The organism is Mesorhizobium sp. M0598, from assembly GCF_040320865.1.
Taxonomy (GTDB): Bacteria; Pseudomonadota; Alphaproteobacteria; order Rhizobiales; family Rhizobiaceae; genus Mesorhizobium.
This window is the reverse complement of the sequence record NZ_JAMYQL010000003.1, coordinates 258231-283895: the sequence shown is the minus strand read 5'-3', so window position 1 is coordinate 283895 and position 25665 is coordinate 258231. Positions and strand designations below refer to the sequence as shown.

The window sequence follows — 25665 nt, the reverse complement described above, 5'->3', positions numbered from 1 at the left end:
AGATCAGAATGTGCGGCGCCAGGCGAGTGAGGTCAATCGCTCGACGCTCCGCGCCGCCAGCCAATGAGTTCGTCGAAGACGACCAGCACGGCACCGACCGAAATGAAGGCATCGGCGAGGTTGAAGATCGCGAAGGACCAGACCGGCGTGTGAAACAGAATATAGTCAATGACATGACCGTAGATAGCGCGGTCGATCAGATTGCCGAGCGCGCCGCCGACGATCAGCGCGAAGCCGATGCGGGCAAGCAGGTGGCCCGGCGGCGTGCGGGCCGCAAGATAGAGCACGAAAGCGACCACCAGAACCGCGACGACCACCAGGCCGGTGTCGCCGAAGGACGAAAACAGCGAGAACGCGATGCCGGTGTTGTAGGTGCGGTACAGCGCCAGGAACGGAAGCAGGTCGAGCCGTTCCTGAAAGGCAAGACCGGTTTCGACTAGGTATTTCACCCACTGGTCGAGCGCTATCGCGGCGACGACCAGAAGAGCATACGGCCTCCAGGACTTCATGGTTTGCAGTTTCACGGTTTGAGATGTCACGATCTGGCGTCCTCCGGGCCGAGCTTCAGCGCGCCGCGCCGGATCTCGAACAGCATGACGCCGGTGGCCACCGCAAGGTTGAGCGAATCGGCGCGGCCGGCCTGCGGTATCCGCAGCAGTTTGTCGCAGCTTGCGGCAAGCTCGTCAGGCAGGCCTTGCTGCTCGTTACCCATCATCAAAAGCACCGGGCCCTTTGAAAAATCGACCGAGCGGTAGTCGACCGCACCCTTCAGATGGGTGCCGGCGACGAGGCCGGGAAAGCTCGTTCGCCAGGCGAGAAAAGCTTCGGGCGACGCCTTGGCGACCGGCACGGCGAAAATCGAGCCCATGGTGGCGCGCACCGTTTCGACCGAAAAGGGATCGGTGGTCTCGCCGACCAAGATGACGCCCCTGGCCCCGACAGCGTCGACCGTGCGGATGACGGTGCCGAGATTGCCGGGATCGCGGACGCGGTCGAGCGCCACCCAGACGTCGCCGTCACGGGCGCGGATGTCCTTCAACGGCAGGAATTTCTGCGAGAACACGCCGACGACCATTTGCGGATTGTCGCGGCGGGTGATGGCGACCAGCACTTTTTCCGAAACTTCAAGGACGGTGCCGCCGGCGGCGACCGTGCGCGCCGCGATCTTTTCAACCGCCGTATTGCCACGTCCGGCCTTGGCGAAGACCAATGTCCTGATCGACCAGCCGAGATCGAGCGCGTCGATGACCAGCTTCAGGCCTTCGGCCATGAAGGCATTCTGCTGGTCACGGAATTTCTTCAGCGCGAGCGCCTTGATGTCCTTGACCAGCGGGTTGGCGAGGCTGGTGACTTCCTTCACCTGCCCTGGCGCGCCCGCGTGCCGTTCGTACGCACTCATTCAGGCCACCCAGCGTGAGAACAGCGAGGTCGAAAGCGCCCGACCGGCAGACTTCTCGCGGATGATCAATTCACCCGACTCGACCGTGCCGCCCATGCCGGCGAAGGTGTCGCGCATCAGGGCATGGATGGCGAAAAAAGAGGCGCGGATCGAATAGGCGGTCAGTACCACGGCGAGCGGCTTCGGCGTCAGGATCGCGCGGCAGATATCGGTCAGCGCCGGCAGGTCCTCGAACAGCTGCCAGACCTCGCCCTTCGGTCCGCGGCCATAGGCGGGCGGGTCGAACAGGATGATGTCGTAGCGGCTGCCGCGGCGCTCCTCGCGCTCGGCGAATTTCACGGCATCGTCGACGATCCAGCGGATCGGCTTTTGCGACAAGCCCGCCATTTCCTGGTTTTCGCGCGCCCAGCCGATCGCCTTCTTGGAAGCATCGACGTGGGTGACCTCGGCGCCGGCACGCGCCGCCACCAAGGAGGCAAGGCCGGTGTAACCGAACAGGTTCAACACCTTCACCGGCCGTTTTGCCGCGGCGATCAGTCCGGCCATGTGGTCCCAGTGCGAGGCCTGCTCGGGAAAGACGCCGACATGGCGAAACGAAGTGAAGCGGCCGAGATAATCTATGCCGTCATGCTTCATCGGCCAGGTCTCGCCGAGCGGCGTCTTGGGGAAGCGCCATCGGCCGATGCCTTCCTCGTCGGTATCGCCGGTGAAAATGGCGTCGGCGCGCTCCCAGTCCCTGGCCGGCAAAGCCTTTTGCCAGATCGCCTGGCCCTCCGGCCGAACGATGCGGTAGGGGCCGTATTGCTCGAGTTTTTCTCCGGCGCCGCTGTCGAGCAGCGCGTAGTCCTGATTGGGGCCGACCTCGAGGATCAGCGGCAGATGTTCGGCAGGCAGCGCGCCATCGCGGCGGAATAGAGGGCGCGGCGCGGCTTTCGGCTCGGACCGGTCCTGCAGTTTAGGCTCCGAACCGGCGGTCAGGCCGGCGTCGCGCCGCCGCGGCTGCTCCGCCCCGCCCTTCGCGGGCGGGCGGCTGTCGCGGCGTTTGTCGCGAAAAGGTTTCAAGAAGGCGCATCTCCGGAAGGCGGCTCGCCGCTTCTGCCACAGCACATTGACCGGCGCAACAAAAGGGCTGCCGACGTGTGCAACCGGATCAGCCGCGCCTGATCGACAGCAGGCCGACTGCGAGCGCTATGAAACCAACGGCCTTGAAGCCGGTGACGACCATATGGCCGGTTTCCCAGCTGCTCCGGATACTTTCGAAATTGTCCGGGATCGGTCCAGGCACCCAGGTGGCCAGGACATCGTTTGCCGGTTTGACCAGGGTAAACCACGCCACGAGGGCCATCAGATAAAGCACGATGGCGGCCAAAATCCACCAGAATGCCGGGCGGTCGCTGCGCAGCATCCAGGCGAGAAGCCCCGGACAGGCGATCGCGGCCACGTCCAGCGGTGCGCCGACAATCGCGAAGAATTGGAACTGAGCGTTGAAGACAGTGGTTTCACGCCAGAGCGAAGCCGGCCATCTGGTCAGCCGCGGCACCGATTCCAGCACATGGGCGAAGGATGGTCCGAGGCTGAGCGCAGCGACGATGGCGGTCAAAACCGACCAGCACAACAGGAATCCGCGTATATCCATAATGGCCAGACAACGGCGTCAGGGCGCAGACGTTCCCGTCCGCCACCATGTCGCTTGCCGCCGAAAGTGCTGGGGCTCTATCGTGATTGAAACCAGGTCATGATTCATGTCCCGTGCTGAACGCCTGCTCGACCTGATCCAGATCCTGCGCCGGCATCGCCGGCCGGTCAGCGGCCGCAGCCTTGCGGGCGAAATGGGTGTGTCGATCCGCACGCTCTATCGCGATATCGCCACGCTGCAGGGGCAGGGCGCGCCGATCGAGGGCGAGGCGGGGTTGGGTTACGTGCTCAGGCCCGGTTTCATGCTGCCGCCCTTGATGTTCACCGATGAGGAGATCGAGGCGATCGTGCTCGGTTCGCGCTGGGTGGCCAAGCAGCCGGACTGGCGGCTTGCGAACGCCGCCACTGACGCGCTGGCCAAGATCGCCGCGGTGCTGCCGGACGATTTGCGCGAAGAGCTCGATGCCTCGACGCTGCTGGTCGGGTCGCGCACCGAGGTCACCGAAGGCATCGATCTCGGCGTGGTGCGGCAGGCCATCCGCGAGGAGCGCAAGCTGAGCTTTGTCTATCGCGACGCCGGCGGCGCTGCCTCCGAGCGCACCGTCTGGCCGTTCGCACTCGGCTTCTTCGACAAGGTGCGCGTCGTCGCGGCCTGGTGCGAGATGCGCCAGGATTTCAGGCACTTTCGCGCCGACCGGATATCCGGCCTCAATGCCACCGAGATGCGCTATCCGCGCCGCCGTCAGGTGCTGCTCAAAGAATGGCGGGCGACGCTCGACACGCCAAGCTAAGGCTGCTGCTCAGTTGAGACTGCTGCCAGAATCTGGCAGTGGCGTACGGTATGCTCCTCCAGTCGAAACCATCTGGAGAGCAATTCATGACACCGCCCAATTTCGTCATCCTCTATGTCGACAAGCCTGAGCAAAGCGGCGCCTTCTACAGCGCGCTGCTTGGGCGGCAGCCGGTCGAGACCTCGCCGACCTTCGTGCTGTTCGTGATCGACAACGGCTTCAAGCTCGGCCTCTGGTCGCGTCACACCGTGGAACCGGCCGCCGCGGCAGCAGGCGGTGGCGCCGAGATCGTCTTTGCGCTGGACACGCCGGGTGCCGTCGACGCCACCCATGCCGAGTGGGCCGGCCGCGGGCTGAAAATTCTGCAGACGCCGACCGACATGGATTTCGGCCGCACCTTCGTCGCGCTTGATCCCGACAGCCACCGGCTGCGGGTTTATTGGCAAAGGGAGTAAGGCAGTAGGGGTGTAGGGCAGTAGGGGAGTATGTGACAGGAAATATAGCTGGCGCGACGCCGCACGATCAGTACGGTTTCCTACTGCCCTACTGCCCTACTGCCCTACTGCCCTACTGCCCTACGCTTGCGCGACACACGGCAATGCCGGCGGCGAGGTCCTCGAGGGCTGCGCCGACCGACTTGAACAGCGTGATCTCGTCGTCGTTCTGCCGGCCTTTTTTCTGGCCGCGCGTGAGTTCATAAAGGTCGGCGACGATGGCTTCCGGCTTCAACACGCCGGAGGCCAGCGGCTGGACGATGTCACCGGCTTCCTTGGTGGCGCCGGCGCGGGTGTCGACATAGACGCGGGCGCGTACGATCGCGTCGTCGTCGCTTTCGCGCATCGCCGGCGTGAAGCCGCCGACCAGATCGACATGGGTTCCGGGCTTCAACAGTGCCCCCTTGATCAGTGGCGTGGTGGTGATGGTCGCCGATGACACAATATCGGCCTGGCCGAGTTCGGCGTAGAGATCGCCTGCTGCTTCGGCCGAAAAACCCTCGGCACGCAATTTTGCCGCGACCTTTTCGGCATTCGCCGGCGTGCGGTTCCAGATGCGGATGTTCTTGATCGGACGCACCGCCGATTGCGCCTTTGCAAGGAATGGCGACAGCGCGCCGGCGCCCACTATCAGCAGCCGCGATGCGTCCTCGCGGGCCAGATAGGAGGCGGCCAGCGCCGAGGCACAGGCGGTACGCCACTGCGTCAGCCGCTGGCCATCGATCAATGCCTGCGGTTCGCCGGTGGTGCCGTCGAGCAAGAGGTAAAGCCCCATCACCGCGGGCTTGCCGACGGCATTGTTGTCGGGCGACACGGTGACGATCTTGACGCCGATATGGCCATCGGCCGAGGTGCCGGCGGCGTTGAAGTCGGTCCAGGCCGGCATCAAAAGCAGGGTCGAGGCGGCGCCATCGGGCCGCTCGACCGTGTGATGGTGCCTGACCGGCTGCACGGCGCCATCGCGAAAAGCGGCGCGCAACGTCTCGACCAGCCCGGAAAAGGTCAGCGCGCGGTCGACCTCGGCGGCGGAAATGGTCAGCATGAAAGGCTCCGTGGCGAACTAGGCCGGTTGTGCTTCAGGCCCGAACCGCGGCTCAGTTCGTCGGCTTCGGCAAGGCTGGGCTCTGCGACGCGGTGGGCGCGCGGCTGACCGCCTGGCGCAGGTTCTCTGCCTCGGCGCCGCGCTGGCGTGCCAGCTTGCGGTAGCGGCCCTGCTTGATCCAGGTCGCCAGGCTGCCGACGATCATGCCGATGGCCAGCGCCAGGAACAGGAAAATGAAGAGCGGCACGGTCAGCGTCAGCGCCGGATTGCCGGGATTGAACGGATCGAGTGTGAAGGCCACCGGTTCGCGGTTGGCGACGGCCAACGCAATCAGGATGACGGCCAGCGGCACGAAAACCACGATGAGGAGAAAGCGATTGAACATGTTTTTCCGTTCGGAAGCAAAGGCACCAGCGGTGGCGGGCGCCGCGCCTATTTGCCTCCGTTCAGTCTTTCACGCAATTCCTTGCCGGTCTTGAAGAACGGCACCCATTTCTCCTCGACCTCGACGGATTCGCCGGTGCGCGGATTGCGGCCGGTGCGGGCGGGGCGGTTTTTCACCGAAAACGCACCGAAGCCGCGCAGCTCGACCCGGTTGCCCTCGGCAAGCGCGTCGGTGATTTCATCGAAGATGGCGCTGACAATGTTTTCGACGTCGCGCAGGAAAAGATGCGGATTACGCGTGGCGATGATCTGCACAAGTTCGGATTTGATCATGAAAAGGCTCCCCGTAAAAGCAGTGCCGCCGAAATTATCAGAATGATTTTATTTGGTTTTTCACTCGTCCCAAGCGGTTGCTCAAGGGTGCCAGACGGAAACGAGACCGTCAAGAAACAAGCGGTCCGCTCCAATTTCGTGAAGGACGTCGCCGCCATGGCCGGCCAGGCCAAGCGCACCGCCGACGGTCTGCGCCATCGCCTTGGAGAACAGGAAACCGCTGCGTTTTTCCGTGTCCTTCCATTCCACCACTTTGAGCTTGGCATCGACACCCTTGCTTGCAAGCCAGTCGATCGCTTCGGCCTCGCCGCCGACCGCGTCGATCAATCTGTTGGTGACCGCCTGCCGGCCGGTGAAGATCGATCCGTCGGCGAGCGCCAGCGCCTCCGGCTTGGTCATGTTGCGGCGCTCGGCGACGATGCCGACGAACCAGTCGTAGCTGTCGAGGATGAGCTTGCGGACCATGGCGCGCTCATCGTCATTGGTCGGCTTGAAGGGAGAAGGCGAGGCCTTCAAGGGCGAGGATTTCACCTCCTCCAGCTTGACGCCGAGCTTGTCCATGAGGCCACTGACGTCCGGGTACTGGATCAGCACGCCGATCGAGCCGACGATCGAGGATTTGCGTGCGACAATATGGTCGGCCGCGGTGGCGATCATGTAGCCCGCCGAAGCCGCGAGCGTGCCGACCTCGGCCACCACCGGCTTGTCGGCGGCGAGCTTGCGCACTGCCTCGTAGATCGATTCGCCACCGACGGTGGTGCCGCCGGGTGAATCGATCGACAGGATCACAGCCTTGACGCGCGGCGACTGACGGATGGCCTCCAGCCGCTTGATCAGTTCTTCGTCTTCGGTGATGGTACCTTCGATCTTGACCTTGGCGATGTGGTCGACAGCCGCGCCGGTGAAGTCATCACCATAGATCCACGCCGAAAAGGCGATCAGCCCGGCTGCGGCGACGATAACCGCCGCGACACGCCAGAATGTCAGCTTGCGGCGCAAGCGGCGGCGGTCGATCAGGTCGTCGGCTCTCAATGCCATGGTCAGCCTCGTAGTCGGTGGGAGCAGATGCTTTTAAAGCAACCATTCGCGCCCGGCTACCGTTTCCTGACGGCCTTGCGCCAAAGGCCGTCTTAGGCATTCGCGGCAAGCCTAAACCTGTCACGTTCTACAGGCTCTAACACTGTGCGCCCATATCTGGTATGAGGTACAGGCTGCGCTGGGGCCATTTTCATTGTACAGGGGCGGCTGTCACATTTTTGCGGTTTTCCTCGGCTTGTGCTTGCTTGAGGGCGCCGGCACCCCACCTATAGGGCGGCCTGGCGGGCAGGGGTTTAGAAGAAGCAGTCATGTTAGCGGGACCAATCGAACCGACCAACACCGAGACGGAGTTGGCTCCCAAGGTCGCAGGCCGGGCGCGGGTCGACGCGTTTGACGTTGCGCAGCGTCATTCGCGCCGGGTTCGTATCCTCAAGCTGGCCGTGCCGCTGGTCGCTGCCGTGATTGCGGTCGCGTTTCCCGTCTATTCCTATCTCATGGCTCCCGCTGCAATCGAGGTGCAGGCCGACGGCGGCGCCTTTGCCGATGGCAAGCTGGTGATGGCCAACCCCAAGCTCAACGGCTTCACCAAACAGAACCTGCCCTATTCGATGACAGCCCTGCGCGCCATACAGGATGTCAGCAAACAAGGCATCATCGATCTGGAAGGCATCAAGGCCAAGCTGCCGATTGCGGCCGACAACACGGCGGCCATCGATGCCACGCACGGCACCTACGATCGCGACGGCAACACGCTCAGCCTGACCAGCGATGTGACCGTGTCGACCACGGATGGTGTGGTGGCAAAATTCAAATCAGTCTATCTCGACATGGGCGAAGGCACTATGAAGACAAGCGAGCCCGTCGATGTCAGCCGCGGCGGGTCGCGGATCAGGGCGGATTCGATGTCGGTCCAGGACAATGGCAAGGTCCTGGTTTTCGAGAACAAGGTGCGCGTCGACATCGATCCCGCCAGTTTGAAGGCGGCAGAGGCAAAGAGCGGAGAGACCAATGCGGTTCAGTAGTTCGGCACGGCGCCTCGCCGCGATTTCGGCGTTGACGCTTGGGTTGCCCTTGGGGCTGACCTTCGGGACGGCGCCGTCTCTGGCGCAATCCAGTGCCACGAGCCAAATGTCCGGCCTCAGGCTGTCGGGCGACAAGCCTATCCAGATCGAAAGCGACAAGCTCGAGGTGCGCCAGGCGGAAAGCGTTGCCGTCTTCACCGGCAACGTCAACGTCGTCCAGGGTCCAACCGTGCTCAAGGCCGGCAAAATGACGGTCTATTACGTCAGGGATGCAGGCGCCGCTAAAGGCGCCCAGCACGCGGGTGCCGCGGCAATGACCGGATCCGCCAACATCGACCATCTCGAGGTCGACGATAAGGTCTACATCAAATCGGACAATCAGGTTGCTACCGGCGACCGCGGCACCTTCGACATGAAGACCGAAGTGCTGGTGCTTTCGGGCAGCAAGGTCGTGCTCTCGCAAGGCGACAACGTGCTTGTCGGCTGCAAGCTTACCGTGCAGATGAAGAGCGGCCTTGCCCAGGTCGACGCTTGCGGCGGCCGCGTCATGATGTCGATCACGCCGCCGGCGAAGTCTGGAGCAGCGAAACCCTGATGACCGGTATATCGTCGCTGCTGGCGCGTCTTCCAGGGCGCGCCGCCAGCAAACTTGCGGCACCGGCCAGGGTCACCGTCGAAGCGGCAAAGTTCAAGGGAACCTTGATCGCCAAGGGGCTGACCAAAAGCTACAAGGGCCGCAAAGTCGTCAGCGGCGTGACGCTGGGCGTGCGCGCCGGCGAGGCGGTTGGGCTGCTCGGCCCCAACGGCGCCGGCAAGACGACCTGTTTCTACATGGTAACCGGCCTGGTGCCGGTCGATGAAGGCACGATCGAAATCGACGGTTTCGACGTCACGTCGATGCCGATGTATCGCCGCGCCCGTCTCGGGATCGGCTATCTGCCGCAGGAAGCCTCGATTTTTCGCGGCCTGAATGTCGAGCAAAACATCCGGGCCGTGCTCGAAGTGGTCGAAAAGAGCCGCAAGGAGCGTGAGCGCCTGCTCGACGAATTGCTCGAGGAATTTCACATCAGCCATCTGCGCAAGGCTCCGTCGCTGTCACTCTCCGGCGGTGAGCGGCGACGCCTCGAAATTGCCCGCGCCTTGGCAACCCGCCCCGCCTACATGTTGCTCGACGAACCTTTCGCCGGCATCGACCCGATCGCCGTCGCCGACATCCAGCAGCTCGTGCGCCACTTGACGGCACGTGGCATCGGCGTTCTGATCACCGACCACAATGTCCGCGAGACACTTGGCCTGATCGACCGCGCCTACATCATCCATGCCGGCCAGGTGCTGACTCATGGTCGAGCCGACGAAGTGGTCGCAAATGCCGATGTGCGGCGGCTTTATCTCGGCGAGGGATTTACGCTCTAAGTGCGAAATTCCGGCTCGAGCGGGATTTGCGGCGTAGTCCAGCAGCTTTTTCTTCAATTTTCTGCCTGAAAACGCTCCGACAGGCGAGTTTTACCGCTCCTCGCCTTGACAAGCAAAAGCCGGGCCAGTTTCTATGCTGGCCTGGAAAATTCTTTCCAGCAGTGCGGGTGCGTAGACGGGGCGTTTGAAACCGAACCATGGCGTTGGCGGCAAAACTACAGCTACGACAGTCGCAGTCGCTGGTGATGACGCCGCAGCTGATGCAGTCGATCCGCCTGCTGCAGTTCACCCATCTCGAGCTGGAACGCTTCATCGACGACGAGATCGAACGCAATCCCCTGCTGGAACGCGCCGAACCGCAGGAGGACGCCGCCAGCGACCAGGCGCAGAAGGGCGACGCCGCATCGGAACCGGCCGCCGACGGCGACTGGTTCGAAGCGGAGACGGCGTGGAGCGCCGAGGCGATCTCGGAAAAGCTCGATACGTCGCTGGAAAACCTGTTTCCCGACGATCCCGGTACGAGCGAGCGGCTCGGGCCCGATCTGACGGCGCAATGGAAATCGGCGTCCGGCAACGGTTCCACCTCTTCCTCCGACGGCTTCGACGTCGCGGATATGGCGGCGGCTGCCATCACGCTGCGCGACCATGTCGGCGAGCAGGTGGCGCTCGCCTTTGCCGATCCGGCGGCGCGCCTGATCGCCGGCGAGCTTGCCGACGGCCTCGACGAGGCCGGCTACATGCGTGCGGATATGGCCGAGATCGCGGCCCGCCTCGGCACGGACGCCACGGCGGTGGCAAAGGCGCTGGCGATCTGCCAGACATTCGAGCCTGCCGGCATCTTCGCCCGCGCCCTCGCCGAGTGCCTGTCGCTGCAGCTTGCCGTGCGCGACCGGCTCGATCCGGCGATGAAGGCGCTGATCGCCAATCTCGAACTCCTGGCACGGCGCGATTTCCAGACGCTGAAGCGAATTTGCGGCGTCGACGAGGAGGATCTGCTCGACATGCTGGCCGAGATCCGGGCGCTCGACCCGCGGCCGGGAATGGCGTTTTCGCGCGGTGCCAGCGATGCGATCGTGGCCGACGTCGAGGTGCGCGCAGCCAATGACGGCAGCTGGACGGTCGAGCTCAATGCCGAGACGCTGCCGCGCGTGCTGGTCGATCACATCTATTTCGCCCAGGTCACGCCACATGCGAAAAACCAGGCGGAAAAGGATTTCCTCGCCGAATGCCTGCAGAACGCCAACTGGCTGACGCGCAGTCTCGACCAGCGGGCGAAGACCATTCTCAAGGTGGCCTCTGAGATCGTGCGCCAGCAGGACGCTTTTCTCGTCCACGGCGTGCGGCACCTGAAGCCGCTCAATCTGCGCACGGTGGCGGACGCCATCGGCATGCACGAATCAACGGTCAGCCGGGTCACGGCAAACAAATACATGCTGACGCCGCGCGGTGTGTTCGAACTGCGCTACTTCTTCACCGCCTCGATCGCTTCGTCAGGTGGCGGCGATGCGCATTCGTCGGAAGCGGTGCGCGACCGCATAAAGCAGCTGATCGACGAGGAGAAAGCCATCGATGTGCTTTCCGACGATGCCATCGTGGACATGCTGCGGGAAAGCGGCGTCGACATCGCCAGGCGCACGGTGGCCAAATACCGGGAAGGCATGAACATACCCTCTTCGGTGCAGCGGCGGCGCGAAAAACGCGCTTTGGCCAGCGCCGGCCGTTGATCTCCGGCGGAATTTCCACAGCTTTCGCCCTTCATTGACAAGCGGCGACGAAGTGGCTAGAAGCCCGCCCGCATGAGACGGGCTGGCGAGTGGATTTGAGTTCGCCGATGCCCGCACGAGAGATGGTCCGTCACGACGTAGGCCACGGGACGGCCAAGAAGGCGGCTTGTGATCAACCGGAAAGTTCGGATCTAAAATCGGCGCAAGTGACGCCGCAAAAGCTTGTGCGCGCGGACCACGAGTATAAACTCGGGACAGTTTGAAGCCTGAGCAAGGAAGGTCAGTTTTCAGATGACACTGCGCATATCGGGAAAACACATGGATATCGGCGATGCGTTCCGTACGCGCATCAACGACCGTGTCGGGGAAGTGATCGGGAAATATTTCGATCGGGGCTTTTCAGGGCAAATCGTAGTCGTCAAATCGGGGTCGCGCTACACGGCCGATTGCATGATCCGGCTGGACTCCGGTGCTTCGCTGCAGGCGACCGGCGATGCCCAGGATCCAACGCTTGCCTTCGATACCGCGGCAGACCGTCTGGAAACGCGCCTCAGGCGCTACAAGCGCCGGCTGAAGTCGCACAATTCAGGCAATAGCAACGGCGAGCTCACCGACGTCGCCTATACGGTGATGGCGCCGCTTGCCGACGACGAGGAGGACATACCGGAGAATTTCGCGCCGGCCATCGTCGCCGAATCGACCATGACGCTGCGGACCATGTCGGTGGCGTCAGCGGTGATCGAACTCGACACCAAGGACAGCCCGGTCCTGGTCTTCCGCAATGCCGGAAACGACCATCTCAACATCGTCTATCGCCGGCCGGACGGGAATATCGGCTGGATCGACCCGTCCACGGCCAAGGTCGCGCAGGGGTAAAGACCAGCCGCACGCGAGCGTGGGGACTGGCGACGGCAGGCGAACAAGGGATTTCAAGCATGGATCTGAGCGATCTCGTCAGCGTTCCGGCAATCATGCCGGCGTTGAAGGCGAACTCCAAAAAGCAGCTGCTGCAATTGCTGTCCGAAAGGGCGGCGGCGATTTCCGGCATTCCGGAGCGAGAGGTGTTCGACACCATCCTGCAACGCGAGCGGCTCGGCTCCACCGGCGTCGGCAACGGCATCGCCATTCCGCACGGCAAGCTGGCTGGGGTGAAGCGGATCGCCGGCGTTTTTGCCCGGCTGGAGACACCGGTGGACTTCGAGGCCCTCGATGATCAGCCGGTCGACCTGGTGTTTCTGCTTTTGGCTCCCGAAGGCGCCGGCGCCGACCACCTCAAGGCGCTGTCGCGCATCGCGCGGGTGCTGCGCGACGCCGACACGGTTGCCAAGATCAGGGGCACGCGCGACGCCGTGGCCATCCATGCGCTGCTGTCGGACACGCAGGCCTCGCACGCCGCTTGAGGTTTTGATTAAATCCGTTGAAGGGCCGCCGTGAGCGGCCCTGTCCGTTTCCAGCCAGATCGCTGCGCCGTATTTGTCAGTGGATGGCGCCAATGTTGGTGGATAGCGACGTTAGTGGATAGCGACCGGGGTCAGATCGTTTTCCAGCGCGCCAGCCAGTGCCCGGTCGCGAGCGTCCGAAAGCAGGATCGGCTGGCCATTGGCGGCAAACAGGGCCCACAGTTCCAGACCCGGCGCGATTTCGCCGAGGCCCGGGAAACGGCCGCGCAGATCGTCGCTCGACACTTTCCTGAGATAGGCGACCGAACCTTCGCCGAGATGGGCGAATTCGCCGCTGGTCATGATGATATTCTCGTTAGTTCTGGTCATTTCAAGCCTCCTTGCCGCGAGACGCCGCTCAAGGCCATCCCGCATGAGAGCTATCGGCAAAAATCAGTCTTTCACCGATATGTTTATTTTTCGTACCAGCCGTTCGGATTCCGGCCGATCGAGATCGATCGACAGAAGGCCGTTCTTCAATTCCGCCGCAATCACCCGCATGCCGTCGGCCAGCACGAAACAGCGCTGAAACTGGCGCGCGGCGATGCCGCGGTGGAGGAATTCGCGCTCGGTGTCGTCGTTCTGACGGCCGCGCACGACCAACTGGTTCTCCTCCGTTGTGACATCGAGATCGCTTTCCGCGAAACCGGCGACGGCGAGCGTGATACGCAGCCTTTCGGTTTTGCCGTCGGCACCGCTGAGGCGCTCGATGTTGTAGGGAGGATAGCTGTCACCGGACTTTGCCAACCGCTCCAGCGTCTTTTCCATGGAATCGAAACCGAGGAGAAGCGGGCTGGAAAAAGGCGTCATTCGGCTCATGTTACGGTGTCCTCTCAAGAGCGACATAAAGTGGAAAAACCCGGATGGCATTTTTCCCGATGGTCTTGATATGGTCCGCCGCCCGGCAGACTTCAAGCCGTCACACGTCCCGCCCAAAAAGACTTGCCAAAACAAGGAATTGAAATGCCCCAATCCCGCAGGATCATCATCGACACTGACCCCGGCCAGGACGATGCCGTCGCCATATTGCTGGCGCTCGGCAGCGCCGAGCTGGAGATCGTCGGCATCACCGCGGTGGCCGGCAACGTGCCGCTGAAACTTACCGAAAAAAACGCCCGCAAGATCTGCGAGCTGGCCGGCCGGCCGGACGTCAAGGTCTATGCAGGCGCCATCCGGCCGCTGGCGCGCGAACTGGTCACCGCCGAGGAAGTGCATGGCAAGACCGGCCTCAACGGGCCGCAACTGCCCGAACCAAAGATGAAACTGCAGGAAGAGTATGCGGTCGATTTCATCGTCGAGACGCTGATGAGGGAGGAGAGCGGCACGATCACGCTTTGCGCGCTCGGGCCGCTCACCAACATTGCGCTGGCGCTGATCCGCGAGCCGAAAATCGCGCCGCGCATCAAGGAAATCGTGCTGATGGGCGGCGGCTTCTTCGAGGGCGGCAACGTCACGCCGACCGCCGAGTTCAACATCTATGTCGATCCGCATGCCGCCGATGTCGTGTTCAAATCCGGCATTCCGATCGTGATGATGCCGCTCGACGTCACCCACAAGGCGCTGACCACCGCCAAGCGCACGAAGGCATTCCGCAAGCTCGGCACCAGGGTCGGCACGGCCACCGCGGACATGCTGGAATTCTTCGAGCGTTTCGACGAGGAGAAATACGGTACCGACGGCGGCCCGCTGCACGATCCTTGCGTGATCGCTTATCTGCTGAAGCCGAAGCTGTTCAAGGGTCGCAACTGCAATGTCAGCGTGGAAACCGCCTCGGAGCTCACCATGGGGATGACGGTGATCGACTGGTGGGGGGTGACCAAGCGGCCGAAGAACGCCATGGTGATGCGCGACATCGACCATGATGCGTTTTTCGCGCTGTTGCTGGAAAGGCTGGGGCGGCTTTAGCGCCGTCTTTCATTCCCGAAGCAGACGATACGTTTCGGTGTCGTTCATGCGACGCTGTCGCTCGATCAATACTTGCGAGCCGATGGCGCGCGGCGCGCGCGGGTCGCCATACACGAACACCAGGAGGTTACTTTCTTCGAGACGGATTCCATAGAGATAGCGGAATCCGTCACCGACCGCCCCTTCAGCATTGAGGACGTTAACCACCGTGCCTGTCACGCGCTCCACATCGACGATGGGGCTGCTCCGCCTTGCAATCAGTGCACCGATTGCCAAAATGCAGACGCCCACCACAAGGCTGGTGATAATGACGCCCCGGAGGTTTTCCCGCAGCATCAACAAGGTGAAGGCCAGCCGCGCTCTTGCCATGGTTCAATTTGCAAACCGGTAAAAGACGAAGCCATTGTCGCGCGTGACGCGCTCGATGCCTACGCGCGAGCCGATCAGATGCGGGAGGTCGTCGTAAACGAGGACCGTCGAACCGTTCTCAAGGACCAGCAGATATTGGATATTGCGCCCTTTACCCTGTCCACTTTTGATCGTTGCATCGACCGGGTCGACCGACCGGATCGGACTTGCGTCATTCGCCCATTTGTTCAGAGCCGACGGAACCATCGCCGCGAACAAACCAATGAGCAGGATGACGCCAAACGCGTTCCTTTTCAAATCCGCGTAAGTCCACGGCATAGACATGAATCCCCAACTGTTGATCCATGTGGTGGCCTGAAGGCCGACTTTCAATCGGCCTTCCTATTCCAGGATGTTGCTGTTGGCGTCGCCGGGCTCGCGGCCGTTACTTCGCCTTGGAACAGGCCAGCCACAGGCCGCCGCCGACCAGGAAGCTGCCGCTGATCCTCGACAAGAGCTTGACGCGGCCGGCCGACAGCAGGCGTCCGGCGCGGCCGGCGGCCAGGGCGTAGGTCGAATCCGAGACTGCGGCGAAGATCATCGCGGTGAGACCCATGACGCCGATCTGTAATGCGTAATTGCCTTCGGGCGCGATGAACTGCGGAAAGAAGGCGCCGAAGAACACCAGCGTCTTTGGATTGCTGATCGCCACCAGCAGGCCCTGCAGGAAGAAGCCGCCACGCGGCTTTTTTGCCGATCCGTCGGCGTTAAGCTTGCCTTTCGAGCGGAACATCTGCACGCCCATCCAGATCAGGTAAGCGGCGCCGATCAGCCGGACCCATTCGAACCAGTGGCCCATGCCGGCGATCAGCGAGGTCAGCCCGATGCCGACAATGGCGATCATGATGGCTAGCCCGGCCTGGGTGCCGGCGACATTGGCGAGACCGGCGCGCGAGCCGTGGCGGATGCTGTTGGCGATGATCAGCGTCACCGTCGGCCCCGGCACCAGGATGATGACGATGCAGGCGACGACGTAGGTGGCGTAGAGTTCCAGCGACATTTTTTCCCTCCACAGATGCCGCTCGTGCGGCGCGCTGTCGCGATCAATGCATGGCGATGAGTTGCGTGCAAGTCGGCGAGGCGCCGACAATGCGGAGTTGATTTCAGCAGGCGCCGGCCTGCCATGGCAGCGTTGCCTCATAGGCGGCAGCCGCCCTCAGCACGGAGAGGTCACCGCGCGGCCGCCCGATCAATTGCATGCCCATTGGCCGGCCCCTGGCGTCGAAGCCCGCCGGTACGTTGACCGCCGGGCAGCCGCCCAGCGTGGCGAGCGCTGAGACCTGCATCCAGCGGTGATAGCTGTCCATGGCACGCCCGGCCACTTCCCTTGGCCAGTGGGTGACGACATCGAAGGGAAAGACCTGTGCGGCTGGCAGCGCAATCAGGTCGAAACGCTCGAAGAGCGATAGCAGTATTCGGTGCCAGGACGAGCGCCTCACCGTGGCGGCATGGATCTGCGGCGCGGTGAGGCGCAGTGCATGTTCCACCTCCCACACGGCCTCCGGCTTCAGCAGGCTGCGTTTCGAGGGATCGTCGTAATGCGCCTTGAGCGCACAACCGCTGCTCGCCTGCCGAAGCGTTACAAATGCCTGCCACAGCGCTTCGAAGTCGCATTCCGGCATCAGCGGCTCGGCCTCGAAGGATACACCCGCGAACCGGCCGAGTGCTGCCTCGCAAAGCTGTAGAATGCCTGCTTCAACCGGCAGATGACCTTCGAGATCGCCGAGCCAGGCGATACGCCCGCCGGCCGCCGGCGTTTCCACCCCTTGGAGAAACGAGCCTGGCTTATCATGCGACAGCGGCGCGCGAGGATGGTAGCCGGCCTGCACGTCGAGCAGCAGCGCCATGTCCCGCACCTTACGCCCCATCGGCCCTTCGACGCCCATTTGCGCAAGAAACACATCAAGGTCAGGGCCGGCCGGCACCAATCCCTGCGATGGACGGAAGCCATAGACATTGTTGTAGGCAGCGGGATTGCGCAGGGAACCGCCAAAATCGCTGCCATCGGCAACGGGAACCATGTCGAGCGCCAGCGCGACCGCCGCACCGCCGCTCGAGCCGCCGGCGGTCAGCGCCGGGTCAAATGCGTTGAGCGTCTGTCCGAACACGGTGTTGTAGGTGTTGGAGCCGAGCCCGAATTCGGGAACGTTGGTCTTGCCGATGATGATCGCGCCGGCCTTGCGGACGCGCTCGACGAAGAAGTCGTCTTCCTCAGGCACAAAATCGGCGAAGATCGGCGAGCCGAAGGCGGTTCTCAGGCCTTTTGTCAGCGCAAGATCCTTGATCGCGATCGGCAGGCCGAACAGCGATCCGGTATCTCCTCCTCGCGCCAGATGAGCGTCAGCGCTGTCGGCCTCGCGCAGGATGTCGGCACGCTCACGCAATGAAACGATAGCGTTGACCAGCGGGTTCACCGCCTCGATCCTGTCGAGGAATGCCGCGACCACTTCGCGCACCGAAAGCTGCCGGCGCCTGATCTTCCCGGCAAGCTCCACGGCAGACAGGCGGCAGATGTCGCCGGCGGGCGGCACCGCGTGCTTCGTCGTCGGGCGCATGGCTGTCATCCCGCTTTAGCCTGCAGATTTCTGCAGGGCGGCATCGACGTCCCTGGCCAGCGGGATGGCCGGCTGTGCACCGGCCTTCAGGCAGGCCAGCGAACCGGCTGCGGCAGCGCGGGCAAGCGCCTGGTCGAGCGGCAGGCCGGCTGCCAGCCCGGCTGCAAAATAGCCGCAGAACGTGTCGCCGGCGCCGACCGTATCGAGCGGACTGATCTTCAGCGCCGGAACCATCAGGAGATCGTTCGGCGTTGCCGCCAGAACGCCGTCCGAGCCAAGCGTGACGACGATGGTGCGGCCGGTTCTCGCGGCATAGTCGCGCATCCGTGCCGGGCGGTCGCGGCCATTCAACGACAGCGCCTCGCCGTAGAGGTCGAACTCGGTTTCGTTGGCGACGAGATAGTCGGCCTTGCCGAGGAAGCCGGCCGCGTCGCCATGGAAAGGTGCGGTGTTGAGCACTGTGATCGCGCCGGCTGTCCTTGCCGCGTCGAGTGCTGCCTCGACGGTCTGCAGCGGGATCTCCAATTGCAGCAGCACGATGTCGCCGTTTTTCAGGAAGGCCTTGGAAAGGTCACCCGGCACGACCGAATCATTGGCGCCCGGCACAACGGCGATCACGTTCTCGCCGTCGGCGCCGACCATGATCAACGCGGTACCGGTCGAGGCAAAGGTCTCGCCGACGCCGGACAGGTCGATCTTGCCGTCGCGCAGCAGCGCCAGAGCGTCGCTGGCGAAGCTGTCCTTGCCGACCGCGCCGACCATGCGCACCTTGGCGCCGGCGCGGGCGGCGGCCAGCGCCTGGTTGGCGCCCTTGCCGCCGGGGGCAGTAGCGAAACCGGAGCCGCGCACGGTCTCGCCGGGACCGGGCAAGCGGTCGACACTTGCGATGAGATCGAGATTGATGGAGCCGATGACGACGATCAAGAAATGCCTCCCGCTAGCGCATACCACTCTAATTGCGCGGGAAGCTACTCCGTAAGATCGCTGCTTGTCACCCTAGCGGTCCTTGCATCGCTCGTGTCGTTTCCATTCGTTGGCTATTCAAGAGACCTGTCCCGCCTCCCAGCCGAGGATGGCGCGTTTTCGGGTCAGGCCCCAATGGTAGCCGGTGAGTGCGCCGGACTTGCCGAGAGCCCGGTGGCACGGCACGACGAAGGATATCGGATTGGCACCGACCGCGGCACCGACAGCCCGGCTGGCGCTCGGTGCGCCGATGCGCGCGGCGATCGAGGAATAGGTGCAGGCCTGGCCCATCGGAATACGCAGCAAGGCCTCCCAGACACGGACCTGGAAGTCTGTGCCGATCATGACGACGCGCAGCGGCTGGTCGGCGCGCCACAGCGACGGATCGAAGATGCGCGCGGCATAGGGCGCCGTCGCCGCCATGTCCTCGACATAGGTCGCATTCGGCCAGCGGCTGGACATGTCGGCAAAGGCCGCACGCTCGCCGCCGGGGTCGTTGAAGGCGAGGCCGGCAAGGCCGCGGTCCGTCACCATGATCAGCGCGATGCCGAAAGGCGAGATATGATAGCCGTAGCGGATGGTGAGCCCTGCGCCGCGGGTCTTGTAATCGCCCGGCGACATCGCTTCGTGGGTGACGAACAGATCGTGCAGCCGGCCTGGGCCGGACATGCCGAGTTCGAACGAGGTTTCAAGCAGCGGCATGCCGGCATCGAGCAGCTTGCGCGCATGATCGAGGGTGACGGCCTGCAGAAAAGCCTTGGGCGACAGGCCGGCCCAGCGGGTGAACAGCTTCTGCAGCCCGGTCGGTGTCTCGCCGACCTCCTCGGCCAGCACTTCCAACGAAGGCTGGTCGCGATAGTCGAGGCTGATCTTTTCGATGGCACGACGGACGATTTCGTAGTCTCCACCTTCAGGCGTGATGTCTTTCTGAAGGATTGCTGTCGTTTTGAGAGGCATTTGGGCGTTCATGGCAGTATCTCCTTGAGTGCGAATATCGTCCTTCGCGGCGCCGATCACCACCCGAAACTTGCTTTCCCGCGGCATGTACCCAGATAGAGCTGGGCTTTGAATGGGGAGGACGGTCGTGGCTGGTGAAAAAGTAAACCTGACCGGGGCAAAGGAGACTTTGCTTTTGACACTTTACGGCAAGGCGCTGGAGAGCCGGCTGCCCAATTCGCTGCTCAGGGACTACTTTGCCGACGAAGTGGTGCGCAACATCGACTATGATTTCTCACGGCTCAAGGTCGACAACAATCTCGGCATCGGTCTAGCAATCAGGGCAAAGACGCTGGACGTCTGCGTTCAGGACTTTCTCGCCCGAAATCCTGACGCCATCGTACTGCATCTCGGGTGTGGGCTCGATACCCGCATATTCCGTATCGACCCGCCAGCCGGCGTGGACTGGTTCGACGTCGACTATCCCGAAGTCATCGACCTCAGGCGCAAGCTCTATCCAGTGCGGGATCACTACCACCTGATCGCTTCGTCGGTCACCGAACCGGGATGGCTGAACGAAGTACCTCGGGATCGCCCGGCCATAGTCGTGGCGGAAGGCCTGACTCCCTACCTGGGCGCCGAGGAGGGGCAGCAACTGTTTTCTCGTTTGGTGGGATATCTTTCGAGCGGCGAACTGGTTTTCGATGCCTATAGTCGCCTGGGCCTGAAGATCATTCGCCTCAATTCCTCCTTCCGCGCCACCGGTGCCGAGGTCCATTGGAGCATCGAGAACCCGCATGAATTGGAGCGAGCCGTTCCGAAGCTGCGGTTCGTCGAGGACATCCCTGCCTATAAGCCGGAACATGCCGCTCGCATGCGCTGGTTCGCGAAACTGTTTGTTCGCCTTTGGAAATACATTCCAGCATTGCGCAAGATCGGCAGGCTGTTGCGCTATCGGTTCTGAAACGCTGGCTCAGCGCGCCTTGGCGGCTGCCAGAGCGCGCGAAAATGCGGTGGCAAAACTCTCGCGGTCGGCGGGGTTGAGAAAGCCGCCGATCGAGACGGTTTTTCCTTGCGCCTCGACCGCCATTCTGGTGATGCCGATCTCGGCGTGGCGGGCGATCGAAAAGCGCGCCCAGAACGGATTGAAGCGGTGTGCTTCCGATTTGCCTGACGGGGCAGTCTTGCGGATGTCGAGGCTGGTGCGCGACACCGATACCTCCTCGCGAGCCCGGGCGGCACGATAATTGGCGCGGAAGGCGATGTAGACGGCGATCACGTCGAGGCCGAAGAAGCCGAACACCGGCCAGGCGCCGCGCGACAGAAAAAAAGCTCCGGTCACCAGCCAGCCGAACAGCAGGGCGCCCATCAGGATGGCAAAGCCGGTCTTGCCCAGCGACCGGTGCGGTGTCAGCAGCGCCTGGAAAAATGGCTCGTCGGCCTGAAATGAGGCGTTTGTGTCGCTCATTGGGGAATATTATAGGAAGGCAATGACAAGCCCCAAGCCCAAAAACTCTTCTGCGCTAAAAAAAGACCTGTTGCCCGGCCGCCGCGACGGCTCGAACGTCAAGCCGCGTCCGCGGCCGGCGAGATCGCGGGCGCTTTACAGCGCGGCCGAGGTGCATGAGATTTTCCGGCGCTTTTCCGTTCAGCGGCCGGAACCGAGGGGCGAGCTCGAACATATCAACGCCTTCACGCTGTTGGTAGCGGTGGTGCTTTCGGCTCAGGCGACGGACGCCGGCGTCAACAAGGCGACGCGGGCGCTGTTCAAAATTGCCGACACGCCGCAAAAGATGCTGGCGCTGGGCGAGGCCAAGCTCGGCGACCATATCCGCACCATCGGGCTATGGCGCAACAAGGCCAAGAACGTCATCGCGCTGTCGGAGGCGCTGATCCGCGACCATAGTGGCGAGGTGCCTGAGGATCGCGATCAACTGGTCGAGCTGCCGGGTGTCGGCCGCAAGACCGCCAACGTCGTGCTCAACGTGGCATTCGGCCAGCATACGATGGCGGTCGACACGCACATCTTCCGCATCGGTAACAGGCTCGGCCTGGCGCCGGGCAAGACGCCGGAACAGGTCGAGCAAGGTTTCCTGAAGATCATTCCGGATGAATATATGCGGCACGCGCATCATTGGCTGATCCTGCACGGCCGCTATGTCTGCAAGGCGCGCAAGCCGGATTGCCCGGCCTGCGTCATCGCTGATATCTGCAAAGCCAAGGAAAAGACGACCAGCGTGCCTGCACCGCTGGTCGAGATCGCGCCGCTCGGGCCAATAGAAGCGGCTACTGAGTCAGTGCCCGCCAAGTGACTGTGAAGTTCCTCCTATGTGGCGCCGTCCACATTCAGGAACTCTCCTCGACGAACACCTCCTCGCGCTTCTTCCTGACCGCGGGGAGAAACACGATGACGAGCACGGCAAGCGCGATGAGGAGCAGGCTGGCGCTGATCGGCCGCGTCACGAAGGTGCTCGGATCGCCGCGCGAGAGGATCATGGCGCGGCGTAGGTTTTCCTCGAGCAGCGGGCCGAGCACGAAGCCGAGCAGCAGCGGCGCAGGTTCGCAGCGCAGCTTGGTCAGGAGGTAGCCAAGCAAGCCGAAGAAGGCGACGGCATAGAGGTCGTAGACGTTGGTGTTGACGCTGTAAACGCCGATCGAGCAGAACGCCATGATGATCGGGAAGAGCACGTAATACGGGATCGTAAGCAGTTTCACCCAAAGCCCGATCAGCGGCAGGTTCAAGATGATCAGCATCAGATTGCCGATCCACATCGAGGTGATGATACCCCAAAACAGTGCAGGCTGTTCGATGGCGACATTGGGGCCGGGCACGATGCCCTGGATGATCATCGCGCCGATCATCAGCGCCATTACCGGGTTGGCCGGAATGCCGAGCGTCAGCATCGGGATGAAGGAGGTTTGGGCGCCGGCATTGTTGGCCGATTCCGGTCCGGCGACGCCTTCGATGGCGCCCTTGCCGAATTCCCCGGGATTTTTCGAGACACGTTTTTCGACGGTGTAGGAGGCAAAGGCGGCAAGGATCGCGCCGCCTCCCGGCAGGATGCCGAGCGCCGAACCGATGATCGTTCCGCGCACGATGGGAGCCGCCATGCGCCGAAAATCTTCGCGGGTCGGCATAAGGCCGGAGATCTTTCGGATCAGCACGGAACGCTCATGCTCGTTTTCGAGGTTGCGCAGTATCTCGGCGACGCCGAAGACACCGACCGCCACTGCGACGAAATTCAGCCCGTCGGCATATTCGCGGATGCCGAGCGTGAAACGGGGTGTACCGGTGTAGATATCGGTGCCGACAAGGCCGAGCAGCAGGCCGAGCACGACCATGGCCAGCGCCTTGACGATCGAGCCGTGGGCGAGCGCGACGGACGAGACCAGACCGACAATCATCAGCGAAAAATACTCGGCAGCACCGAATTTCAACGCTATGGCCGTCAGCGGCGGGGCAAAGATGGCGACGAGGAAGGTCGACACCGTGCCGGCAAAGAACGAGCCTATCGCCGCGGTCGCCAGTGCCGCCCCGGCGCGGCCGTTCCTGGCCATCTGGTAGCCGTCGATGGCGGTGACGGCCGACGAGGATTCGCCGGGCATGTTGATGAGAATAGCGGTAGTCGAGCCGCCATACTGCGCGCCGTAATAGATACCGGCGAGCATGATGAGAGAGGAAACCGGGTCGCCGATCTGGAAGGTGATCGGCAACAGCATGGCGATGGTTGCGGTGGCACCGATGCCGGGCAGGACGCCAATCAGCGTGCCGAGAAGGACGCCGATCAGGCAGAAACCGAGGTTTGCCAAAGATGTGGCTGTCGAAAAGCCGAGTGCGAGGTTGTTGAGGAGTTCCATTTCATCTCCTCACAACGACAGTGGCAACCACGGGCCGAAACGCCGAAACGGCAGGCCGAGTGCGTAGCTGAAGACGACGAATGCGAACAGCGTCAGGCCGACTGACAGCACGAGTGCAGTCAGCGGCTTCATACGGCCGCTACCGAAAGATGCGATCAGCGCCGTCAGGAAGATCGACGGGATGAAGCCGAGGCCGCGCACCGTCAGGCCGAAGAAGATCGGAGCAGGCAGGATGAACAGCATGCCGCGCCACGCAATGTAACCGATCGGCTCGCTCTCGAAACGCACCGCTTGGACGAGGATGGCGGCGCCAAGCAAGATCAGCACAATTGCCAGCACCAGCGGGAAATAGCCCGGCCCCATGCGAAAGGCGGTGCCGATTTCGAGGCCCAGCGACTGCAGCGCGAAAAAGGCGCCAATAAAGATCAACAGCGCGGCGCATATGCCGTTGGTTCTGTCGATTGCGAAAGGTTTCATGGCGTCCTCCCGGCCCGCCTCACGGGCGTGCCGATGCCGGTGTAAAAACGGAGCGCTGGCGGCGCCCCGTTAAAAACCTTTAGTCGGCGTACTGGCCGGCCGCTTCGATGATCGGCTTCCAGCGCGCAATCTCACTTTCCAGCTTGGCCTTGAGCGCGGCCGGCGTGGCATCGGCCTCGGGCGACGGCTTGGTGCCGAGTTCGGCAAATCGGGCGACGACGTTCTGGTCCTTCAGCGCCACCTGCAGAGATTTCGACAGGCGTTCGGTGATCTCGGCCGGCGTGCCCTTGGGTGCATAGATGCCGTGCCAGATGCCGACCTGCACCTGGGGAAGACCGGCCTCTACCGTCGTCGGAACGTCCGGCAGCACGTCTAGCCGTTGCGGCGAGGTTACGGCATAAGCCTTGATCGTGCCGCCCTGGATCTGCTTGGTGGTATTGGTCGTCTGGTCGCACATGATGTCGACCTGGCCGCCGAGAAGATCGGTCATGGCCGGGCCGGTGCCCTTATAGGGTACGGTGACCAGCGGCGTGCCGATGGCGCTCATAAACAGCATGCCGCACAGATGCGAGGCGGCACCGATCCCGGCATTGGCAACGGTGATGCTGTCCTTGTTGGCCTTGGCGTAGTCGACCAGCCCCTTCAGATCGGTCGGCTCGAGGTCCTTGCGGCCGACGATGGTCATCGGCACCTCGGTGACGAGGCCGACATATTCGAATGCGTTCAGCGTGTCGTAGGCGAGCTTTCTGTAGAGCGTAGCACTTGTCGCCATGCCGATGTGATGGAGGAGCAGCGTGTAGCCGTCAGGCTCGGCATTTGCGACGCGGCCCGCGCCCAGTGTGCCGCCGGCGCCGCCGACATTCTCGACGATGACCTGCTGGCCGAGGTCCTTCGACATGGCTTCCGCGACAAGACGCGTGACGGTGTCAGTCGGGCCGCCGGCCGAAAACGGCACGACAATGGTGATGGTGCGTTCGGGGTACGTCTGCGCGCCCGCGGCCAACGGGTAAAGCATGGCGGCCGCAACGGCAGCCAGCGTGGCGACGAATTTTCTCATCGTGATTCCTCCCAGGATACGAATTACCAACCGCTGCGCGGAGTTCCTCTCAAAACCGAATGTAGATGGAGCAATAACTAGCGCAACCCGACAAATGACAATCGGCCTCGAACGGCAAACTGCACGTTTGTCCGCGCAAATGAGTGGAAAGGTTGGGCCGCGCGATGCCCTTCCTCCGACCTATCTTAATAACCGTAGCCGCGCGCCATCGCTGCCGCGAACACCGGGATCAGCAGGAAGATGAAGGCCTCGGTGCGGACATAGGTGCGAACGGACGCTAGCTCCGCCGCAGGCACCTGGAAGCCGGGACTGGCGCTCGCCTGCCTGTTCCAGGATAGGAAACGAATGGTGGGGATGATCGACAGCAGACCGACAATTGCGAAGGCGGCCATCTTTGCCCAGAACACCCAGTTGTAGACGTAGAATTCCCAGCCCTTGAGACCATAGATGACGCGGCCGATGCCGGCGACGATGATCAGCATGGCGATGATGCCGTAGTGGCGATCGATGCCGACAAGCCGCTTCAGCGTCGCGGCGGACAAGTCGCTGCGGATCAGGACGAACTCGGCGCCGATGATGCCTGCCAGCGAAAACACCAGCAGATGATGGAAGATGGCAAGCACAAGGTCGGTGGTGTCCATGCTGTTCCCCTCTGTCGGACGGCAGCGCCGAAACCGAACGCACGTGAACCAAATACTGGCGAAAAATAACACCGCCTGGCAGGATTCACATCAGCCTGGAAGATGATCTACACAGCCTTGGCTCTTGTTTTTCGCAACGGATTTGGATTTC

The 25665-nt window shown here is 62.8% G+C and carries 32 protein-coding genes; 11 read left to right on the top strand and 21 right to left on the bottom strand.

The window, feature by feature from the left end:
• Positions 1–32 precede the first annotated feature (32 nt).
• The 4 genes from lspA to NKI59_RS06340 form a co-directional block, all read right to left on the bottom strand.
• The gene (gene lspA, locus NKI59_RS06355; RefSeq protein WP_352703173.1) at positions 33–509 is read right to left on the bottom strand and encodes a signal peptidase II; all 477 of its coding nucleotides are present in this window, start codon (positions 507–509) and stop codon (positions 33–35) included.
• Positions 510–535: 26 nt separating this feature from the next.
• A complete protein-coding gene (locus NKI59_RS06350) occupies positions 536–1399 on the bottom strand; it encodes a TrmH family RNA methyltransferase (protein WP_023675255.1) in 864 nt (287 codons plus the stop codon).
• Complete coding sequence (locus tag NKI59_RS06345; RefSeq protein ID WP_352703048.1) at positions 1400–2461, bottom strand: RsmD family RNA methyltransferase; 1062 nt, start codon at positions 2459–2461, stop codon at positions 1400–1402.
• An 88-nt stretch (positions 2462–2549) separates the two neighbouring features.
• Complete coding sequence (locus tag NKI59_RS06340; protein WP_352703046.1) at positions 2550–3035, bottom strand: DUF1772 domain-containing protein; 486 nt, start codon at positions 3033–3035, stop codon at positions 2550–2552.
• A 106-nt stretch (positions 3036–3141) separates the two neighbouring features.
• Between NKI59_RS06340 and NKI59_RS06335 the strand changes: the two genes are divergently transcribed.
• Both NKI59_RS06335 and NKI59_RS06330 read left to right on the top strand, forming a co-directional pair.
• Positions 3142–3825 (top strand): helix-turn-helix transcriptional regulator, encoded by a 684-nt coding sequence (locus NKI59_RS06335; protein ID WP_352468341.1) that lies wholly within the window; start codon positions 3142–3144, stop codon positions 3823–3825.
• Between the two features lie 86 nt (positions 3826–3911).
• A complete protein-coding gene (locus NKI59_RS06330; protein ID WP_352703044.1) occupies positions 3912–4280 on the top strand; it encodes a VOC family protein in 369 nt (122 codons plus the stop codon).
• 112 nt (positions 4281–4392) lie between these two features.
• Here NKI59_RS06330 and lhpI read toward each other — a convergent pair whose 3' ends face one another.
• The 4 genes from lhpI to sppA all read right to left on the bottom strand — a co-directional run bounded on the left by lhpI (position 4393) and on the right by sppA (position 7116).
• Positions 4393–5361, bottom strand: coding sequence for a bifunctional Delta(1)-pyrroline-2-carboxylate/Delta(1)-piperideine-2-carboxylate reductase (gene lhpI, locus NKI59_RS06325; RefSeq protein WP_352703042.1), 969 nt, complete (start codon positions 5359–5361; stop codon positions 4393–4395).
• Between the two features lie 52 nt (positions 5362–5413).
• Complete coding sequence (locus NKI59_RS06320; RefSeq protein WP_352703040.1) at positions 5414–5746, bottom strand: LapA family protein; 333 nt, start codon at positions 5744–5746, stop codon at positions 5414–5416.
• Positions 5747–5793: 47 nt separating this feature from the next.
• Positions 5794–6078 carry an integration host factor subunit beta gene (locus NKI59_RS06315; protein WP_023675261.1) on the bottom strand — a complete coding sequence of 95 codons (285 nt, stop codon included), beginning with the start codon at positions 6076–6078 and terminating at the stop codon, positions 5794–5796.
• 81 nt (positions 6079–6159) lie between these two features.
• Positions 6160–7116, bottom strand: a complete 957-nt coding sequence (gene sppA / locus NKI59_RS06310; RefSeq protein ID WP_352703038.1) for a signal peptide peptidase SppA — start codon at positions 7114–7116, stop codon at positions 6160–6162.
• A 308-nt stretch (positions 7117–7424) separates the two neighbouring features.
• Between sppA and lptC the strand changes: the two genes are divergently transcribed.
• The 6 genes from lptC to ptsN all read left to right on the top strand — a co-directional run bounded on the left by lptC (position 7425) and on the right by ptsN (position 12675).
• On the top strand, positions 7425–8138 hold the full coding sequence (gene lptC / locus NKI59_RS06305) for an LPS export ABC transporter periplasmic protein LptC (protein ID WP_352703035.1): 714 nt from the start codon (positions 7425–7427) through the stop codon (positions 8136–8138).
• Positions 8125–8733, top strand: a complete 609-nt coding sequence (locus NKI59_RS06300; RefSeq protein ID WP_352703034.1) for an LptA/OstA family protein — start codon at positions 8125–8127, stop codon at positions 8731–8733. Before lptC ends, NKI59_RS06300 begins: the two co-directional genes overlap by 14 nt.
• Positions 8733–9551: an LPS export ABC transporter ATP-binding protein gene (gene lptB, locus NKI59_RS06295; RefSeq protein WP_292664962.1), complete on the top strand. Its 819-nt coding sequence runs from the start codon at positions 8733–8735 to the stop codon at positions 9549–9551. Before NKI59_RS06300 ends, lptB begins: the two co-directional genes overlap by 1 nt.
• A 197-nt stretch (positions 9552–9748) precedes the next feature.
• Positions 9749–11275: an RNA polymerase factor sigma-54 gene (rpoN, locus tag NKI59_RS06290; RefSeq protein ID WP_352703032.1), complete on the top strand. Its 1527-nt coding sequence runs from the start codon at positions 9749–9751 to the stop codon at positions 11273–11275.
• A gap of 291 nt (positions 11276–11566) precedes the next feature.
• Positions 11567–12151 (top strand): ribosome hibernation-promoting factor, HPF/YfiA family, encoded by a 585-nt coding sequence (gene hpf, locus NKI59_RS06285; RefSeq protein WP_023675267.1) that lies wholly within the window; start codon positions 11567–11569, stop codon positions 12149–12151.
• Between the two features lie 59 nt (positions 12152–12210).
• Positions 12211–12675 carry a PTS IIA-like nitrogen regulatory protein PtsN gene (gene ptsN, locus NKI59_RS06280; protein ID WP_023675268.1) on the top strand — a complete coding sequence of 155 codons (465 nt, stop codon included), beginning with the start codon at positions 12211–12213 and terminating at the stop codon, positions 12673–12675.
• Positions 12676–12786: 111 nt separating this feature from the next.
• Here the strand turns inward: ptsN and NKI59_RS06275 are convergent, their stop codons facing one another.
• Both NKI59_RS06275 and NKI59_RS06270 read right to left on the bottom strand, forming a co-directional pair.
• Positions 12787–13044, bottom strand: coding sequence for a BQ00720 family protein (locus NKI59_RS06275; protein WP_023675269.1), 258 nt, complete (start codon positions 13042–13044; stop codon positions 12787–12789).
• Positions 13045–13107: 63 nt separating this feature from the next.
• On the bottom strand, positions 13108–13533 hold the full coding sequence (locus NKI59_RS06270) for an Hsp20 family protein (RefSeq protein ID WP_023675270.1): 426 nt from the start codon (positions 13531–13533) through the stop codon (positions 13108–13110).
• A gap of 144 nt (positions 13534–13677) precedes the next feature.
• Between NKI59_RS06270 and NKI59_RS06265 the strand changes: the two genes are divergently transcribed.
• Complete coding sequence (locus NKI59_RS06265) at positions 13678–14619, top strand: nucleoside hydrolase (protein WP_352453985.1); 942 nt, start codon at positions 13678–13680, stop codon at positions 14617–14619.
• A gap of 9 nt (positions 14620–14628) precedes the next feature.
• On the opposite strand, the gene NKI59_RS06260 is transcribed toward NKI59_RS06265, so the two are convergent.
• From NKI59_RS06260 to NKI59_RS06235, 6 genes are all read right to left on the bottom strand, one after another.
• The gene (locus NKI59_RS06260) at positions 14629–14988 is read right to left on the bottom strand and encodes a hypothetical protein (protein WP_352703030.1); all 360 of its coding nucleotides are present in this window, start codon (positions 14986–14988) and stop codon (positions 14629–14631) included.
• A 3-nt stretch (positions 14989–14991) separates the two neighbouring features.
• The gene (locus NKI59_RS06255; protein ID WP_352703028.1) at positions 14992–15360 is read right to left on the bottom strand and encodes a hypothetical protein; all 369 of its coding nucleotides are present in this window, start codon (positions 15358–15360) and stop codon (positions 14992–14994) included.
• Positions 15361–15412: 52 nt separating this feature from the next.
• A complete protein-coding gene (locus NKI59_RS06250) occupies positions 15413–16027 on the bottom strand; it encodes a LysE family translocator (RefSeq protein WP_352644100.1) in 615 nt (204 codons plus the stop codon).
• A 103-nt stretch (positions 16028–16130) separates the two neighbouring features.
• On the bottom strand, positions 16131–17591 hold the full coding sequence (locus tag NKI59_RS06245; RefSeq protein ID WP_352703026.1) for an amidase: 1461 nt from the start codon (positions 17589–17591) through the stop codon (positions 16131–16133).
• Between the two features lie 6 nt (positions 17592–17597).
• Positions 17598–18506 carry a ribokinase gene (locus NKI59_RS06240; protein WP_352703024.1) on the bottom strand — a complete coding sequence of 303 codons (909 nt, stop codon included), beginning with the start codon at positions 18504–18506 and terminating at the stop codon, positions 17598–17600.
• Between the two features lie 117 nt (positions 18507–18623).
• Positions 18624–19514 (bottom strand): methylated-DNA--[protein]-cysteine S-methyltransferase, encoded by an 891-nt coding sequence (locus tag NKI59_RS06235; protein WP_352703022.1) that lies wholly within the window; start codon positions 19512–19514, stop codon positions 18624–18626.
• A gap of 115 nt (positions 19515–19629) precedes the next feature.
• Here NKI59_RS06235 and NKI59_RS06230 point away from each other — a divergent pair, with 115 nt between their 5' ends.
• Positions 19630–20445: a class I SAM-dependent methyltransferase gene (locus tag NKI59_RS06230; protein ID WP_352620281.1), complete on the top strand. Its 816-nt coding sequence runs from the start codon at positions 19630–19632 to the stop codon at positions 20443–20445.
• 9 nt (positions 20446–20454) lie between these two features.
• Here NKI59_RS06230 and NKI59_RS06225 read toward each other — a convergent pair whose 3' ends face one another.
• Positions 20455–20949 (bottom strand): DUF2244 domain-containing protein, encoded by a 495-nt coding sequence (locus NKI59_RS06225; protein WP_023675281.1) that lies wholly within the window; start codon positions 20947–20949, stop codon positions 20455–20457.
• Between the two features lie 22 nt (positions 20950–20971).
• Here NKI59_RS06225 and nth point away from each other — a divergent pair, with 22 nt between their 5' ends.
• Positions 20972–21793: an endonuclease III gene (nth, locus tag NKI59_RS06220; RefSeq protein ID WP_352703020.1), complete on the top strand. Its 822-nt coding sequence runs from the start codon at positions 20972–20974 to the stop codon at positions 21791–21793.
• A 34-nt stretch (positions 21794–21827) separates the two neighbouring features.
• Here the strand turns inward: nth and NKI59_RS06215 are convergent, their stop codons facing one another.
• From NKI59_RS06215 to NKI59_RS06200, 4 genes are all read right to left on the bottom strand, one after another.
• Positions 21828–23339 (bottom strand): tripartite tricarboxylate transporter permease, encoded by a 1512-nt coding sequence (locus NKI59_RS06215; protein ID WP_352703017.1) that lies wholly within the window; start codon positions 23337–23339, stop codon positions 21828–21830.
• A 9-nt stretch (positions 23340–23348) separates the two neighbouring features.
• Positions 23349–23816, bottom strand: a complete 468-nt coding sequence (locus NKI59_RS06210) for a tripartite tricarboxylate transporter TctB family protein (protein ID WP_352703015.1) — start codon at positions 23814–23816, stop codon at positions 23349–23351.
• Positions 23817–23895: 79 nt separating this feature from the next.
• Positions 23896–24873, bottom strand: a complete 978-nt coding sequence (locus tag NKI59_RS06205; RefSeq protein ID WP_352703013.1) for a tripartite tricarboxylate transporter substrate-binding protein — start codon at positions 24871–24873, stop codon at positions 23896–23898.
• A gap of 185 nt (positions 24874–25058) precedes the next feature.
• On the bottom strand, positions 25059–25514 hold the full coding sequence (locus tag NKI59_RS06200) for a DUF2214 family protein (protein WP_352703011.1): 456 nt from the start codon (positions 25512–25514) through the stop codon (positions 25059–25061).
• Between the last annotated feature and the right edge of the window lie 151 nt (positions 25515–25665).